This window comes from Sphingobium sp. B2D3C (genome assembly GCF_025961835.1).
GTDB lineage: Bacteria > Pseudomonadota > Alphaproteobacteria > Sphingomonadales > Sphingomonadaceae > Sphingobium.
The window spans coordinates 1277437-1293798 of sequence record NZ_JAOQOK010000001.1; the positions used below are offsets into that span (position 1 = coordinate 1277437).

The 16362-nt window shown below is 63.3% G+C and carries 11 protein-coding genes and 2 tRNA genes; 6 read left to right on the forward strand and 7 right to left on the reverse strand.

Annotated features, from left to right (window positions below; all coding sequences use genetic code 11):
* Positions 1–53 precede the first annotated feature (53 nt).
* Both M2339_RS05910 and M2339_RS05915 read left to right on the forward strand, forming a co-directional pair.
* Complete coding sequence (locus M2339_RS05910) at positions 54–695, forward strand: carbonic anhydrase (protein WP_264587227.1); 642 nt, start codon at positions 54–56, stop codon at positions 693–695.
* A 3-nt stretch (positions 696–698) separates the two neighbouring features.
* Positions 699–1082 carry a gamma-glutamylcyclotransferase gene (locus M2339_RS05915; protein ID WP_264572843.1) on the forward strand — a complete coding sequence of 128 codons (384 nt, stop codon included), beginning with the start codon at positions 699–701 and terminating at the stop codon, positions 1080–1082.
* A gap of 241 nt (positions 1083–1323) precedes the next feature.
* Here the strand turns inward: M2339_RS05915 and ettA are convergent, their stop codons facing one another.
* Positions 1324–3003, reverse strand: a complete 1680-nt coding sequence (gene ettA, locus M2339_RS05920) for an energy-dependent translational throttle protein EttA (protein ID WP_264572842.1) — start codon at positions 3001–3003, stop codon at positions 1324–1326.
* 262 nt (positions 3004–3265) lie between these two features.
* On the opposite strand from ettA, the gene M2339_RS05925 reads away from it, so the two are divergent.
* Positions 3266–3472 carry a hypothetical protein gene (locus M2339_RS05925; protein ID WP_181559675.1) on the forward strand — a complete coding sequence of 69 codons (207 nt, stop codon included), beginning with the start codon at positions 3266–3268 and terminating at the stop codon, positions 3470–3472.
* Positions 3473–3700: 228 nt separating this feature from the next.
* Positions 3701–3777, forward strand: a tRNA-Pro gene (locus M2339_RS05930).
* Between the two features lie 110 nt (positions 3778–3887).
* On the opposite strand, the gene M2339_RS05935 is transcribed toward M2339_RS05930, so the two are convergent.
* Positions 3888–3963, reverse strand: a tRNA-Ile gene (locus tag M2339_RS05935).
* 107 nt (positions 3964–4070) lie between these two features.
* Positions 4071–5795 (reverse strand): sensor histidine kinase, encoded by a 1725-nt coding sequence (locus tag M2339_RS05940; protein WP_264587226.1) that lies wholly within the window; start codon positions 5793–5795, stop codon positions 4071–4073.
* 148 nt (positions 5796–5943) lie between these two features.
* Here M2339_RS05940 and M2339_RS05945 point away from each other — a divergent pair, with 148 nt between their 5' ends.
* On the forward strand, positions 5944–6417 hold the full coding sequence (locus tag M2339_RS05945) for an Lrp/AsnC family transcriptional regulator (protein WP_181559673.1): 474 nt from the start codon (positions 5944–5946) through the stop codon (positions 6415–6417).
* Positions 6418–6521: 104 nt separating this feature from the next.
* Here M2339_RS05945 and M2339_RS05950 read toward each other — a convergent pair whose 3' ends face one another.
* The gene (locus M2339_RS05950; RefSeq protein WP_264587225.1) at positions 6522–7826 is read right to left on the reverse strand and encodes a hypothetical protein; all 1305 of its coding nucleotides are present in this window, start codon (positions 7824–7826) and stop codon (positions 6522–6524) included.
* A 306-nt stretch (positions 7827–8132) separates the two neighbouring features.
* Here M2339_RS05950 and gyrA point away from each other — a divergent pair, with 306 nt between their 5' ends.
* Complete coding sequence (gene gyrA, locus M2339_RS05955) at positions 8133–10844, forward strand: DNA gyrase subunit A (RefSeq protein WP_264587224.1); 2712 nt, start codon at positions 8133–8135, stop codon at positions 10842–10844.
* A gap of 50 nt (positions 10845–10894) precedes the next feature.
* On the opposite strand, the gene alr is transcribed toward gyrA, so the two are convergent.
* The 3 genes from alr to wecB all read right to left on the reverse strand — a co-directional run bounded on the left by alr (position 10895) and on the right by wecB (position 16280).
* A complete protein-coding gene (alr, locus tag M2339_RS05960; protein WP_264587223.1) occupies positions 10895–11941 on the reverse strand; it encodes an alanine racemase in 1047 nt (348 codons plus the stop codon).
* Between the two features lie 84 nt (positions 11942–12025).
* Positions 12026–14713 (reverse strand): TonB-dependent receptor, encoded by a 2688-nt coding sequence (locus M2339_RS05965; protein WP_264587222.1) that lies wholly within the window; start codon positions 14711–14713, stop codon positions 12026–12028.
* Positions 14714–15089: 376 nt separating this feature from the next.
* A complete protein-coding gene (wecB, locus tag M2339_RS05970) occupies positions 15090–16280 on the reverse strand; it encodes a non-hydrolyzing UDP-N-acetylglucosamine 2-epimerase (RefSeq protein WP_264587221.1) in 1191 nt (396 codons plus the stop codon).
* Positions 16281–16362: the final 82 nt, after the last annotated feature.

Below are 16362 nucleotides of genomic sequence, written 5' to 3' on the forward strand. Positions count from 1 at the left end.
GCGACCGCAAAGCCCGCTTGCCAGCCCCCACGATCATCGGCAAAGAAATTGCCATGGTACAGTTCACAGACATGCTCGAAGGATATCGCCGGTTTCGCGGTCAGGACTGGTCTGAACAGCGCACGCGCTGGGCGGAACTAAGCGAGGGCCAGAGCCCCCGCGTGATGGTGATCGCCTGCTCGGATAGCCGCGTCGATCCGACCCAGATTTTCGACACCAGTCCCGGGGAAATCTTCGTCGTCCGCAACGTGGCGGCGCTGGTCCCGCCGTTCGAGACCAATCCCGGGCGGCACGGCGTCTCCGCTGCCGTCGAGTTCGCCGTGCAGTTCCTTGGCGTGGGGGAAATTCTTGTGATGGGCCACGGCATGTGCGGCGGCTGCAACGCGGCGCTCACCCGGGCTATGCACGATGCGGCGCCCGGCGAGGGCGGGTTCATCGCGAACTGGATATCCCTGCTCGATGATGCGCGGGCAGAGGTCGTCGCGACGCATGGCAGCGACCATGGCGGCGCGGCGGGCCGGGCGATGGAACTGGCGGCCGTCAAGGTCAGCCTCGCTAATCTGCGCACGTTCCCGTGGATCGCGGAAAAGGAAGCCAGCGGTGCGCTGGCCCTGCGAGGCGCATTCTTCGCCATATCCGATGGCGTCCTGCATGTGCTCGATGAGCAGAGCGGCGACTTCGCTCCGTTCGAATAGGCAATGGACACAGAAGTCGCCTTCTTCGTCTACGGACTATTGATGACAGGTGGCCCGGGCTTCGCGGCGCTCGGTATGGAGGGCGGCGTTCGCCGCCTCGGGCCGGACCGGGTGGTCGGCCGGCTCTATCATCTGGGTGATTATCCCGGCCTGGTAACGGGCGAGTCCGGCGTGGTGCATGGCGAACTGATCGGCATCCGCGATCCACTGCTGCTCGAGAAGATGGATGTCTACGAGTTGTACGATCCCGATAAGCCCGGCGCGTCAGAGTATCGCCGCATCGAGGTTGACCTGCTGGATAGTGGGCGCCGGGTCTGGACCTATGAGTATAATCGCAGTGTTGAGGGCCTGCCGGTGATCGCCACCGGCCAGTGGCGCAACGCGTAGTCTGGCGTCACGCCGACATCCAGCGCTCTAGCCACATTGGGTCGATCCGCGCCGAGTCGGCGGACGCTGGTGGAGCTGTTGGTCCAAATCACCAGCACGGTGACGACCCCTTGTCCGTCAAAGCCATCCGCCGCAACACCAGATCGGCTCCAATGCTGCAGTAAGGGGCAGCCGAGCGGCCTGGCGGGAGCGGCGATGAGTCTCTGACTCACCGAGCTCCCCGCCCTGCTCCGCAACCTCGTTACCTGGTCAGCTTCTTGTACGCGAGTCGCGTCGGGCGATCCGCCGCGTCGCCCATGCGGCGGCGCTTGTCTTCCTCATAGGCCTCGAAATTGCCTTCGAACCATTCGACATGGCTGTTCCCCTCGAAAGCGAGGATGTGAGTCGCCAGGCGGTCGAGGAAGAAGCGGTCGTGGCTGATGACCACAGCGCAGCCGGCGAAGTTCTCGAGCGCGTCTTCCAGCGCGCGCAGCGTCTCGACGTCGAGATCGTTGGTCGGTTCGTCGAGCAGGAGGACGTTGCCACCCTCCTTGAGCATCTTGGCCATGTGGACGCGGTTGCGCTCACCGCCCGATAGCTGGCCGACCTTCTTCTGCTGGTCCGGCCCCTTGAAGTTGAAGGCGCCGACATAGGCGCGCGTCTGCAACTCATGCTTGCCGATGGTCATCAGATCATGGCCGCCGGAGATTTCTTCCCAGACGTTATGATTCGGATCGAGCGCATCGCGGCTCTGGTCGACATAGCCCAGGCGCACGGTCGGCCCGACCTCGATGCTGCCCGAATCGGGCTGTTCCTGCCCGGTGATGAGCCGGAAGAGCGTAGATTTACCCGCGCCGTTCGGGCCGATCACACCGACGATGCCGCCCGGCGGCAGCGTGAAGGAGAGATCATCGAACAGCAGCTTGTCGCCATAGGATTTGGTGAGGTTCTTGGCCTCGATCACCTTGCCGCCAAGGCGCTCGGGTGTCTGGATGACGATCTGGGCCTTGCCCGGCGCGCGATTCTCCTGCTTCTCGACCAACTCGTCGAACGCCCGGATACGCGCCTTGCTCTTGGTCTGGCGCGCCTTGGGCGACTGCCGGATCCACTCCAGCTCCTCCTTGATCGCCTTCTGCCGACCGGCATCCTCGCGCTCTTCCTGCGCCATGCGCTTTGCCTTGGCGTCCAGCCAGCTCGAATAATTGCCCTCGAACGGGATGCCCCGACCGCGGTCCAGCTCCAGCACCCAGCCGACGACGTTGTCCAGGAAGTAGCGGTCGTGGGTAACGAGAATCACGTTGCCGGTGTAATTGATCAGGTGCTGCTCCAGCCACTGGACGCTCTCGGCATCGAGGTGGTTGGTCGGCTCGTCGAGCAGCAGGATGTCCGGCTTTTCCAGCAGCAGGCGGCACAGAGCGATACGGCGCTTCTCACCGCCCGAGAGATTGTCGACGCTCCAGTCGCCCGGCGGGCAGCGCAGCGCCTCCATGGCGATCTCAAGCTGGTTGTCGAGCGTCCAGCCGTCGACCGCGTCGATCTTCTCCTGAAGCTCGCCCATCTCGGTCATCAGCGCGTCGAAATCGCAATCTTCCGGCGGATCGCCCATGATCGCGCTGATCTCGTTGAACCGGTCGACCAGATCGGCGACAGGCCGCACGCCGTCCTTCACATTCTCGATCACCGTTTTGTCGGGGTCGAGCTGCGGCTCCTGCGGCAGATAGCCGACGCGAATCCCCTCGGCGGCCCAGGCCTCGCCGGTATAATCATTGTCGATGCCGGCCATCACCTTCATCAACGTCGATTTACCGGCGCCGTTGACGCCGATGATCGCGATCTTCGTTCCCGGCAGGAACTGAAGGTGGATGTTATTGAAAAGCGGCTTGTTTGCGCCGGGGAAGGTCTTGGTCAGACCCTTCATGACAAAGCTGTACTGGACGGCCATCGGGAAACGGTCCTCTTGAGCGGAATGGAGTGTCTTTGAATTGGCGCCCGGTTAGCTTACGGCGGGTCCATTGGCAAATCCCGGCTTGTGCCGCTCCACCACTCTCCGCCTCCCCGCTGTAAAAGCGCTGTCCCACGCGAAAAACCGTGCCTTATTGCCAAGCACTTTGGTTGATAAGGCTATTGATTTCCCCGCGGCATGCGTTAATTGGGCCGCTCGTGCCCTTTGCTGTGCACGACCTTTGCTATGGGAGCCTAATAATATGAAGAAGTTTGCTGTGGCCGGCGCCGCGATCGCGCTCATGAGCCTTGCAGCGTGCGGCGAGAAGCCGGCTGCTGAGACCAACAACGTCTCCAACGAGCTGGTTGTGAACGAGCTGGACGCCGCTGCCAACGCTGCTGACAATGCTGCGAACGCGATGGACAACCTCGCCAACGTCTCGAACAACGCGGCGAACGCAGCAGAGTAATCTGCGACTGCGCTTCTGCGCATTGTTCAAGGGCGGCGTCGATCATCGGCGCCGCCTTTACATTTGGTGGTACGGTCACCGGCAATGCCGTTTGGATCGTGCCCGCCAGTTACAGGCACCGGTGATCTCCTTGCGATCATCGCCGCCTCGCCACCGGGTACATCCGGCATCGGCGCGGCCTTTGTGCTTGCATCAAGGGCAAAGCGAAAGCTAAGGCCCGCCCTGGATCGGGGAGTAGCGCAGCCTGGTAGCGCATCTGCTTTGGGAGCAGAGGGTCGCAGGTTCGAATCCTGTCTCCCCGACCACTTTTCCCTTATTTTCTGAATATCATAACCCGCGCGGCCATGATTGGGCCGGGCGGTCGCTCTGCCTTTGCGGCAAGCGCAAGGCGCAGCAACGTCCGCTCTTCGATGGATGGTGGGCCCGGCAGGACTCGAACCCGCAACCTAGCCGTTATGAGCGGCCAGCTCTAACCATTGAGCTACAGGCCCCATTCTCCACCGCAGCGCATGGCGCCGGCTCTGGGCGCGTTAGCTTGCGGCGATCCTGCTTGGCAAGTCTTGATGCATGGTGGCGAGCGGAGCGAACAGGCGTCGGATCAGCCGTTATGGCCCTGCTCGCGATAGGCCTCGGGCGCGGTCGGCAGCACGATGCCGAAGGCCTGTGCCGTGATGGCGAACTCCCCGCCGAGATGGCGGACGATTCCCCGCACCAGTTTGAGAGTGAACGCAAGGCCGAGCGGCGGCGTGTCGCCATAGAGACGCTGCTCGACCACATAACCCTGTTCGAGAAAGGCGCGCGCCTCAATGCCCCGCAAGGCCGTCGGGCGACTCATCGTCAAGCTCACGGAGGCGCGCTCCGGCGCCGGACAGACGCACAGGACAAGCTGTTCCCCCGCAGCCAAGCCGGCATGGCCGATGCGGATCAGGTGATTCAACATGCGTTCGATCTGGTTGCGGTCGCCATGTACAAGGCTGGAACCGCTCTCGACCGAGAGATTGACGGTCTGGCCAAAGCCGGCCGCGTCCACCACCCTGTGAAGGGCAGCGGTCAGATCGACATCATCCTGCTGGGCCGAGAGGTCTCCCCGCTCCAGTCGGCTTGCCGCGTCGAGATCGTCGAAGGTCGTCAGCAATGCCCGTGCATCCGCCAGGATGGCCCGGGCGATGTCGCGATAGACCTCGGGGACCGGGCCCAGGATCTGCGCCTCGATCATTTCGCCATAGCCCTGCACGGCGTTCAACGGCGTGCGCAACTCATGGATCAGTTGCCGCGTGCTGGTGGCAGAGAGCGTCGCGCCCTCGTCGCTCGGCTGCGTGTCGATGGGGCGAACCGGCGCCTCGAACCGCCGCTCACGCCGGGCAATGCCGGTATAGCCCCGGAAGCGACCGCTCTGTCGGTCAAAATGCGGTTCGCCGGAGATGCGCCATTCGCCCGCCAGCGCACCGTCCTGCAAGGTCAGGCGGCTATTCTCGAATGCGGCGCGGTGCCGAAATGCCCCAAGCGTGGCGCCATCCACTCCATGGCTGACATCCACGCCCGGCGTCGCAATGCTGAGGCCAATGATCGCTTCCGGAAATGCACCGTCGGTCAGGCGGACGAGGCCCGAGGCATCGGTCTCGAACCGAAATCTGTCGACATCGGGCTCCGGCGTGTCCTGGACCCGAGACTCTGGCTGGACCGCATCCGGCACCGGGTCAGCGGCGCCGGCCGCCTTGAACGGGTTCGCCTTCTTGAACCGCTCGATTTGCGCAACGAGACGGCCGATCTGGCTTGCCTCGTCCGTGCTGCCCGAGCGATCAAGCTCTGCGGTCGCAACGATCCGGTCCGCACCCGGCGTGCCCGCTTCCGCCTGCCGAACCTCGGCCGCCGGCAGCGACAGATCGACTTCGCCGAAGCGTCGTAACGCGGCCATTGCGGCTTCCGGCAGATCCGGACGGCGACGCAGAACACTGCGCGCCAGCGGACCCAGATGCGGTATGATCGCGGCCCAGTCTTCGCCGGTCAGCCGGACCGACTTCATCATCGCCACGACAACCGAAGGATGGTCGCCCGCCAGCCACTGCACCAGCGTGGGGGAGCGGAGTCTGGACCCAAGCTCCACGACAGATGCGATGCGGCCTTCCAGGCTCACCTTCGGGCGTGCCTCCTGCAGGATGGTCAGGATGGTGTGCGCCTCGTCCAGTGAAAGCTTCTGGGTTTCCGCGCCGGAGACATCATATTGGGCAAGCAGATCCATGCACTGGCGCCAGCGCGTCACGGCGGCACCTGTGCCCTCGCCGCCATTGGCCAGCACCGTCCGCAGAAGATCGTTGAAACGCATTCAGTTGGCCCCTGTAACGGAACCGCGTGTACTGATGGTAAACCGACCCGCCTAGCGTTAAAAAATGGGACGTTGCATTGTGGGACAATTACGTTGCAGCGACATTATATGTCTGCAAGAACATCTACCGTGAAAGGAAATGTCCTCTATGCCCGGTAGTTCGCTGGATGAGACCGACGTCAAATTGCTCGACCTGCTTCAGGAGGATGGTCGCCTGACCAATGTCGAGCTGGCACGGCGCGTCGGCCTGACCGCCCCGCCCTGTCTGCGCCGGGTGAAAAGCCTGGAGGATCGCGGCTTCATCGCCTCCTACCACGCCCATCTCGATCCGGTTGCCCTGGGCTACACGACGACGGTGTTCGCCATGGTCAGCTTGAAAAGTCAGGCGGAAGAGGATTTGCAGGCGTTCGAGGCCCATGTCGCGGCGCTGCCGGAGGTCCGCGAATGCCACATGCTGAATGGCGAGATCGATTTCATCCTCAAGGTGGTGGCGCAGGATCTGCGCAGCTTCCAGCAATTCCTCACCTCGCAGCTGACGCAAGCGCCCAATGTGGCCAGCGTGAAGACGTCGCTAACGATCCGCACGTCCAAGAACCTGCCAGGCGTTCCGGTCGGCCGCTGAGCCCCGGCGTGGCTGAGGGCTGAGGCAGTCCGTCCAACGCCCAGCAAAAATGCCGGCGACAGAGCCGCCGGCATTCTAACTTTTTTCAATCGAACCGCAGGGGTTCAGGCGTTGGAGCTGTTCAGCCAAACCGTCCAGAGGTCGGCCGTACGCTTGCGCACGCCGGTGCCGCTGACCTTGCCGAATGCCTCGAGAGCGCCGGCCTTGTCGCCCGAACGTGCCAGCGCGATCCCGAGGCGCGTGTTCACCTCGTCCGCATCCACGCCGCCCTTCTGCAGCGCCAGGCGATACAAGGTGACGGCCTTGGCATTGTCGCCATAGCTCATGAAGGCGCTAGCGGTGTTGGCGGCAGGCTTGCCGGTGGCGGCGGACGCTGCGCTCTTCTCCGAGGTTGCCAGCGATGCGCGATCCTGCGTGATCCCGCTGGTCGCGACCTGATAGAGGTCGGACAGCGTGGTGCCGCTCAGAACACCGCTGGAGCGGCCTTGATCGATCACTGCCTTGACCTCGCCGGGCAGGCCGAGGCGATTGGCCGCCTCTGCATATTCATTGTAGTTATAGGCGCTCTTGAGCGACTTGGTGGCCGCCATCAGACGCATGATGTCGATGCTCTCGTCGCGGGTCGCATTGGGATATTCGTCCTGCAACATCCGCAGAACCAGCGCCCAGTTGTCCGGCGTGCCGCTGACCGGCAGTGCCAGCTTGGTCCAGTCGGAGAGCGTGGGCGACTTGGCGAACACCGCCATGCTCAGGCCCTTGTTGTACCAGCTTGCATCGACAGGCTGGCCAGATGCCTTCTGCAGTTCGATCGCGCGCTTGAGGTGCGGCAGGCCCTGCTCCACCTTCGCCTTGCCGGCATCGGTGAACTGGTTGTTGACGATCTGGTCCTGCGCCTCGTTGAAATAGGTGTTGGCGATCAGCACGTCGGGCGTGGGGCCGCCGTAACCGCCGTCGATGGCCGACTGGAAGTGGGTGCGGGCCTGATCATATTGCTTGGCGTTGAAGGCGAACTGGCCGACGAAATAGTGGAACTTCGCCACTTCGGTCGCCGGCGTCATGCCGGAGTCGATCATCGCTTCCAGAGCCTGGCGCTGGATGGCCTCATCCTTCTGGTTGATGCCGACCTGCAGCAGCAGGCTGCCGAAGAAGTAGCGATCGTCGGGTTTCGTCGCCGTGGACTGGATCTCGTCCAGTTTCGCCTTGGCGCCCGCAAAATCCTGCTTCTTCACCAGCTCCTGGGCTTCGACCGCTCCCTTCTGGAAGCCGCGGCTCAGCGAAATCTTGGGTGCCGAACTCTGTTCGGCCTGCTTGCCATCCCGGCTCTGCGCCGATGCGGGAGCCGTTGCGAAGGCGCCCACCGCAAACGCGGCCAGGGTGATCGTAAGAGCAGTGGTATTGAACAGACGCATCAAATATTCCTCCAGAACTAAGATCTCGGCCCCCAAGTCGCGGATCCCGCTGACTTCATGAGCCTGCACTGCAGGATCACGCGTGAACGGGAATTGAATGTCGCTATAACCACGGTTCCGGAGCTTGTCATGAGGGCGCGACGCCGGTTGGCATGGGAAATCCGCAAGCCGTCGCGCTCCCGCCCCCATTCGGCTTCGACCGGTTCGAGACAGCGTGCAATTTTGCCCTTTTCTCTGGCCTTTTCTGCAGTCGCGGGCTAGTCACACCGCTTCGAGTTCCCACCACGTAATCATAAGAGAAAACGCTTGAGCGACGAGACAATCCTCGCCGAACCCTCGGATATCAGCCCGATCAACATCGTCGATGAGATGAAGTCGAGCTATCTCGACTACGCCATGTCGGTGATCGTGTCCCGCGCGCTGCCGGATGTGCGCGACGGGCTGAAGCCCGTGCATCGCCGCATCCTGTTCGGCGCCCACGAAATGGGCTTCACTTATAACAAGCCCTACCGCAAATCGGCCCGCATCGTCGGCGACGTGATGGGTAAATACCACCCGCACGGTGACAGTTCGATCTACGACGCATTGGCGCGTATGACGCAGGATTGGTCGATGCGCGTGCCGCTCATCGACGGTCAGGGCAATTTCGGCTCGATGGACCCGGATTCGCCGGCGGCCATGCGCTACACCGAGGCGCGCCTCGCCAAGGTCGCCAATGCGCTGCTCGACGATCTCGACAAGAACACGGTCGATTTCCTGCCGAACTATGATGGCAGCGAGAGCGAGCCGCAGGTGCTTCCTGCCCGCTTCCCGAACTTGCTGGTCAACGGCGCGGGCGGCATCGCGGTCGGCATGGCCACCAATATCCCGCCGCACAATCTCGGCGAAGTGCTGCGCGCCTGCAAGGCGTACATGGATAATGGCGCGATCTCGGCTGAAGAGCTGATGGAAATCGTGCCGGGTCCGGACTTCCCGACCGGCGCGCTCATCCTCGGCCAGTCCGGTGCCCGCTCGGCTTACACGACTGGGCGCGGATCGATCATCATGCGCTCGCGCCATGTGATCGAGACGTTGCGCGGGGACCGTCAGCAGATCGTCCTCACCGAAATTCCGTTCCAGGTCGGCAAGGCCGGCCTCGTCGAAAAGATCGCCGAGGCGGCCAAGGACAAGCGGATCGAGGGCATCTCGGACATTCGCGATGAATCCAACCGCGAGGGCGTTCGCGTCGTCATCGAGCTGAAGCGCGATGCCACGGCGGATGTGGTGCTCAATCAGCTGTGGCGACACACGCCCGCCCAGTCGAGCTTCCCCGCCAATATGCTCGCCATCCGTGGCGGGCGGCCCGAGTTGCTGACGCTGCGCGACATCATCGAGGCCTTCGTGCGCTTCCGTGAGGAAGTGATCACCCGCCGGACCAAGTTCGAGCTGGCGAAGGCACGGGACCGCGCGCACATCTTGCTCGGCCTCGTCATTGCAGTCAGCAATCTCGATGAAGTCGTGCGCATGATCCGCGGGGCGAGCAGCCCGGCGGCGGCCCGCGAGGCGCTGCTGGCGCGCGCCTGGCCGATCGGGGACATCGCGCCCTATCTCAAGCTGGTCGAAGCCGCGGATGATGAGCCCTCGGGCAGCGTCTATCATCTGTCGGACGCGCAGGTTCGCGCCATTCTCGATCTCCGCCTGCACCGGCTGACGGCACTTGGCCGCGACGAGATCGGCAATGAGCTCAAGGGGCTGGCCGATGCGATTGCCGGCTATCTCGAGATTCTCGCCAGCCGCGTTCGCCTGTTCGAAGTGATGCGCGCCGAGTTCGACGCGATCGAAGCCGAATTCGCGACACCGCGCCGCTCCACCCTCGCCCCCGCTGCCGACGGCATTGAGGATGAGGATTTGATCGAGCGCGAAGACATGGTCGTGACCGTGACCATGTCCGGTTACATCAAGCGTACGCCGCTCGATACCTTCCGTGCCCAGAACCGCGGCGGCAAGGGCCGCGCCGGCATGGCGACCAAGGAAGAGGATGTCGTTACCGAGCTGTTCGTGACCTCCACGCACACGCCGGTGCTGTTCTTCTCGACGCTGGGCAAGGTCTACCGCCTCAAGGTCTGGCGCTTGCCGGAAGGCGGGCCGGCCACACGCGGACGTCCGATGGTCAACCTGCTGCCTCTGGCGGAGGGCGAGACCATCCAGACGGTGCTGCCGCTGCCGGAAGACGAGAATGAATGGGCGCAGCTCCATGTCATGTTCGCCACTGCCAAGGGTAGTGTGCGCCGCAACAGCATGGATGCGTTCGCGAATATCCCCTCGAACGGCAAGATCGCCATGAAGTTTGAGGGTGAGGACGCCGACGACCGCCTGATCGGCGTCGCGCTCCTCAGCGAAGAAGATGACGTGCTACTGGCCTCCCGCCAGGGCAAGGCGATCCGCTTCCGCGGCGATGATGTGCGCGAGTTCCAGAGCCGCAACTCCACCGGTGTGCGGGGTATGACGCTGAAGGAAGGCGACGAGGTCATCTCGCTCTCCGTGCTCCAGCGTGCCGGCATCCAGGACATGGAAGAGCGCGAGGAGTATCTGCGCTTCGCTCCATGGAAGGGCGAGAAGGAGGGCGAGCCGAAAATGGCCGCCGACCGTTTCGAGGCCCTGCGCGCCCGCGAGCAGTTCATCCTGACCGTCTGCGCCAATGGCTATGGCAAGCTCTCCTCGGCCTTCGAGTATCGCCGCACCGGGCGTGGTGGCCAGGGCATCACCAACATCGACAATATCGAGCGTAACGGCCCGGTCGTGGCGAGCTTCCCGGCGACCCGCGAGCATCAGCTCATGCTGGTGACCGATCAGGCCAAGCTCATCCGCATGGGGCTCAGCAGCCTGCGCGTGATCGGCCGTGGTTCTGCAGGCGTGCGCCTGTTCGACGTTGCGCAGAACGAGCATGTCGTGAGTGCCGCTCGGATTGAGGAAAGCACGGACGAGGTCGAGGCGGACATGCCGGCGACCGAGGGCGAGGCCTCCGACACCGCGGAATGAGGAACAGGCCCGTCAGCGTTGCCTTGAGCGCGCTGGCGGGCGGTTCATAACTAAACCCAGCGCCGCTCGAACCGCTGGCCGAGCCCGGTCAGCAACTCATATTGCGACAAACCGGTGTGCGCTGAGGCGCTGGGCAGATCATACGCCACCTCCAGCCACGCCCCTTCCTCCAAATCCGATGCCGTGCTGACATCGACGGCGATCAGGTCCATGGAGACGCGCCCCAGCAGCGGCAGCCGCTCTCCGCCATGGAGCATCGCGCCTCCCCCGGCAAAAGCGCGCAGATAGCCGTCTGCGTAGCCAAGATTGACGATCGCCGTCTCGACGGGCGCCTTCGCGGTGAAGGTCGCGCCATAGCCCACTGTTTCGCCAGCTTCGACCCGGCGCCGCTGGAGGATCTGCGCATGGGGACGCACGACCGGGCGGATATGGCCGGTCGCAGTTGGCGTCGGCAGGCCGCCATAGAGCGCGAGCCCCGGCCGGGTGAGATCGAAGGCGTAATCGCTCCCAAGCAAAATGCCGGCGCTGTTGGCCAGGCTGTAGCGCCGCGCCGGCACCTGCTGCCGCACGGCCTCAAAGCGCGCGCGCTGCGCCGCGTTCAGATCGGACGTTTCATCGGCGCAGGCGAGATGGCTGCAGAGTGTCTCGATCTGCAGCCCGTCCAGCACACCAGCGCCAAGTTCATCGGGGCGTAGGCCCAGCCTATTCATGCCGGTATCGATCATGACATCGCACGGGCCGCCGCCTGCAGCTTTCCATCGGGCGACTTGCGCGGCGCTGTTTAGCACCGGTCTTGCCGGTGCTGTCAGCGCAAAAGCCAAATCATCCGCGCGCACCCCGTGCAACACACTGAGCGATGCGCCTTCCAGCAATGGCAGCAGAGCCGCCGCTTCCTGCCATGTCGCGACGAAAAAATCCCGGCACCCGGCGGCCAGCAGATGCTGAAGAACCTCGGTCGCGCCCAGGCCATAGCCATTGGCCTTAAGGGCTGCCCCGCAGGCTGCCGCCCCACTCTGCCCTGCCAGCCAGCGCCAATTGGCGATCAGCGCGTCACGATCCAGATGCAGGGCCAGCGGCGATGAGGGACAGTCGATCATGTCGGCGGGGTAGCGCGCTCGCCCCTGCCCGTCGAGAGCAATCCGGCCACCCGCGCCCTGCTGGAGGGCGCGGGTGGCACGGGGTCAGAATGCTTTGCGGACTGTCAGCGAGACAAACCGGCCGAGCGGGTTTGCCACGGTGGAGTCATAGACCTGATTGTTGGCGATCGCCGCAAAGGGCGGCGCGGCATCGAACAGGTTGAGCGCACTCAGCGAGAAGGACAGGCCGCTCAGCACGCCGTCCGCCTTGGGCACGTCGTAGGTCAGCGTCAGATCGACCGTCGTGTAGGAGTCGACCGACTGCGATGGCGCGATGGTGCCCACCGTGTTGGTGTAGGCATTGGTATAGTTCACGAACATCGTGGCGCCGAAATTCTCGCCCCGCCACCCGAGATTGGCGCGGCCCCGGAACCGCAGCGGGAAGTTGGCCAGGTTCAGTCGGTCGACCGTCGGTGAGGTCGGGCCGGTCGCTCGCCCGTAGCTGAGCAGATAGGTGCCCGAGACCCCGATATTGGCCGATCCACCGCCCAGATCGAACGCGTAGTTGGCCAGGAAATCCAACCCATCCATCTTGATGCGGCCGACATTGTTGCGGCGGGCGTCGACAATGGCATCGACATCCGAGGCTGCAATGATCGCCGGCGGCGCCCAGGGCAGATTGTAGATCGCGTTCACCTGCGCAACGGTCGGGTTGAAGGTCACGAACGGCGCGTAGGCCGGGTCGGTGAAGACCTGCACGCTGAACACCGGCGCGGTCTCGATGACGTCCTTGTAATCGATGTTGAAGTAATCCAGTGACGCCGTGAAGCCGCTGCTCGGCGGGGTGAACTTGACGCCAACCGACCAGGTCGTGGCCTTCTCCGGCTTGAGATCGGCATTGCCGCCGACATATTCGATCACATTGCCGAACGGCCCGAAATTGGGGATGGAAAACACCGTCGCTGTGCTGGCAGGGTTGGTATCGGACAGGGTGGGCGCCCGGAACGAGGTGCCGTAGCTGGCATGAGCCGAGACGCCCGGCACCGGATCGTAGCGGATGCCGAACTTCGGATTGGTCGTGCCGCCGACGTCGCTATAGTGATCATAGCGGCCGGCAATGTTGAGTTCGAGCCGATCAATGCCCGGCATGGCATTGGCCGCACCGACCAGCGGCACGTTCACCTCCGCAAAGGCCGACCAGACGTCGCGAGAGCTGGCCGTATCGCCAAAGAGGTTGATCTGCGAGAGCGACGGTCCGTTGATATTCTCGGCAGCGGTGTTGCGGTAATAATCATGGTGGAACTCGCCGCCCACCGCCATGCGCACCGCGCCGCCGCCGATGTTGAACAGCGCACCGTCCGTCTTCACGTTGACGAGGTCGACCGTGTAGAGGCCGGTCACGTCGAAGAAGGCGACAAGGCGGTCGATCTGATCGCGGCTGTTCTGCCCGGTCCCGTAGACGTTCAGCGCCGTCGCGGGGTTGGAATCGGCCAGCGCGGCGGAGAGCAAAGCCGTGTTCAGGAAACCGTCCGTCTTGGCGCCGCCTTCCGTGGCGCCATGGGAGCCGTAGATGGAAAGCTGCCAATTGCCATCCAGCGAATAATCGAACCCGGTCGCCAGCTGGTAGGAGCTTTCGTAGATGTTGCCCTGGATCGGCCCATATTCGTTAAAGGCATATTCGACGATCTGCGAGGTCTGCCCCGGCGCGAACTCGATGAAATAGGGATTGCTGCTCGGTACGGGCGTCGCGGCGCCCAGCGTCAGAGACCCCGCGCGCTGGTTCAGGGTCCGCTTGGAGTAAAAGCCGCTGGCCCACATCTTGAGCGCAGGCGTCAGTTCCTGATCGAGACGGCCAATGACGCTCCAGCGTTTGAGCTGCGGCAGAAGATCATTGTTCACATAGCTTTGCTGAAAATTGGGCGTCGTAGACAGATTCGCCGGGGTCAAATTCTCACCGCTGCCACCCGGAAGTCCATAGCGGGTGAACGTCGCGGGATCGATCACATTGCCCGGCGAGCTGGTGAAGGCGCAGTTGTTCAAGCCCCCAAAAGCACGCTGGTCGCACTGGAACAGTTCGGCGCGATCTTCCTGACGCAGGCGGCTGTGGTAATAATAGTCGCCGGCAATCATCACTGATCCGGTGTCCCACTTCTTGCCGAGAATGGCATTGCCCTGCCATTCGTCATAGCCATCAGCGAAGCCGTAACGCGCGCTGGCCTCCAGCCCGTCGAAGTTGCGGCGCAGGATGAGGTTGGCAACGCCCGCGACAGCGTCCGAGCCGTAAGTGGCTGAAGCGCCGTCCGCCACGATGTCGATCCGCTCGAGGGCGATGGCCGGGATCACCGAGGCATCGAAGAGTTGGCCAGCAACGCCACCCGGAGGCGCGCGGCGTCCATCGAGCAAGGTCAGCGTCGCCTGCGTGCCGAGGCCGCGCAGGTTGACGCCATTGGCGCGGGTGCTGTTGAGCGTCGCGCTGTTGACGTTAGTGCCCAGCGTGGCTTCGCCCGGCCCCAAGGCGGACACCTGCGGAATGGTCTTGAGGATATCCGATGTCGTGGCCAGCCCCGTGTCGCGGATTTCCTGCTGACCGACTGCAATTACCGAGGAACCCACCGGCGCAACCCCGCGCAACTGGGTGCCGGTCACCACAATGTCAGCGGTGTTCGCGGCATCATCCTCGGACTGATTGGTCTGTGCGGTGCCCGTCTGAGCGCTGACACCCTGCGACGCAACAAGCGCAGCAAACGACACGAAGCCAAGCGCAGATGCGCGCCGGAAGCCATTTTCGGCCATGATCCTCCCCAATATGACAGCGCGATCGGCCCTACTGTCGATCGTCAATATCGACTTACGAAAATGAATACACTTTGTCTAAACATTTTTGCAATCGATTGCTCCGACAAATGCAACTGCTTTAGATTAGGTCGGATTCTGCTGGTCGATCGTTGGGTAATCCGCTCTTTCCTGATGACTGAGCGAAGGAGAAAAAATCGAACTGCGTCGAAAGGAGATGTCGGCGATTCTAATCAGCCTTGCTCTGGCAAGCCCGTAGAAATCGCCGATAAACGCGATTCAGGCCGGTCGCCCGACTTCGACAATCACTCGCACCGCATAGACTCCGCCGGGTTTTTGCCCGGTCGCAGGCGAGATCATGATGCCAAGCCGCGCTCTATGGCGCGCTGGGCACGTGGGAAACCGATTGCAGGTTTCCGAGGCTGGGCACCACCACCCATCGCGCTGCGGCTTCTTCGGCCAGCACTGCCGCGATGCGCGCGGCGGCTTGGCCATCCCCGAAAGGACTATGGGCATGGGCCATGGCGGCGTAGGCCTGCGGGTCGTCCAGCAACCGCGCGACTTCGGCGACGATGCGATCAGGGACGGTGCCGACGAGACGGGCGGTGCCTGCCTCGATGCCCTCTGGCCGTTCGGTCGTCTCCCGCATAACCAGCACCGGTTTACCGAAGCTGGGCGCTTCCTCCTGGATGCCGCCACTATCCGTCAACACCACGGAGGCTGCATCGAGCAGGCCCACAAATCCTGGATAATCCACCGGTTCAATCAGCGCGACATTCTCCAGGTGGGAAAGCGCGGGCTCCAGCGTGGCCCGGACCTGTGGATTGGGATGGACCGGCCAGATGATGGCCACATCGTCGCGCTGGGCGACGGCGCGGATGGCGGCGGCAATGTTCGAGAGCCCCTGCCCCAGATTCTCCCGCCTGTGGCTGGTGACGATAACGATCCGGCGCCCTGAAAAGTGCCGCAGCACGGGGGCGATCGAGCCCGCCAAAAAAGGCTGTTCCCGCAGCCTGCCCTGAATCGCGAGCAAGGCATCCACCACCGTGTTGCCCGTCACGATGATCCGCCCTTGCGTATGCTCGGCTTCCAGCGCTGCCGCGGCCCCCCGTGTCGGGGCGAAATGCAGATTGGCCGCGCATGCGATGATGCGGCGATTCACCTCTTCGGGCCATGGGTTGTAGATATCGCCGCTGCGCAAGCCGGCCTCGACATGCCCGACCGGAATGCGACGGTAATAAGCCGCAAGGGCGGCCATCATCGCCGTCTTGGTATCGCCGTGGACCAACACCCTGTCGGGCCGTTCGGCGTCGAACACGGCGCCCAAGGCGAGGATGAGCCGCGCCGTCAACGTGTCGAGCGTCTGGTCCGGCGCCATGATGTCGAGATCGAAGTCCGGCAAAATCCCAGCAAGGTCGAGAACCTGGTCGAGCAACGCCCGATGCTGTGCGGAAACGCAGACTTTCGTCTCGATCTGCGGCAGAGATTTCAGCGCATCATAGACAGGAAACATCTTGATGGCTTCGGGCCTCGTGCCGAAAACCAGCATCACTTTATAGCGCACCATCGTTCGCTTGCCCCCCACAGACAAGGCCTGTCTAACCGATGGTTAATGCGTGGTAAACATTTGTTAACCGGAAAAGAAAATG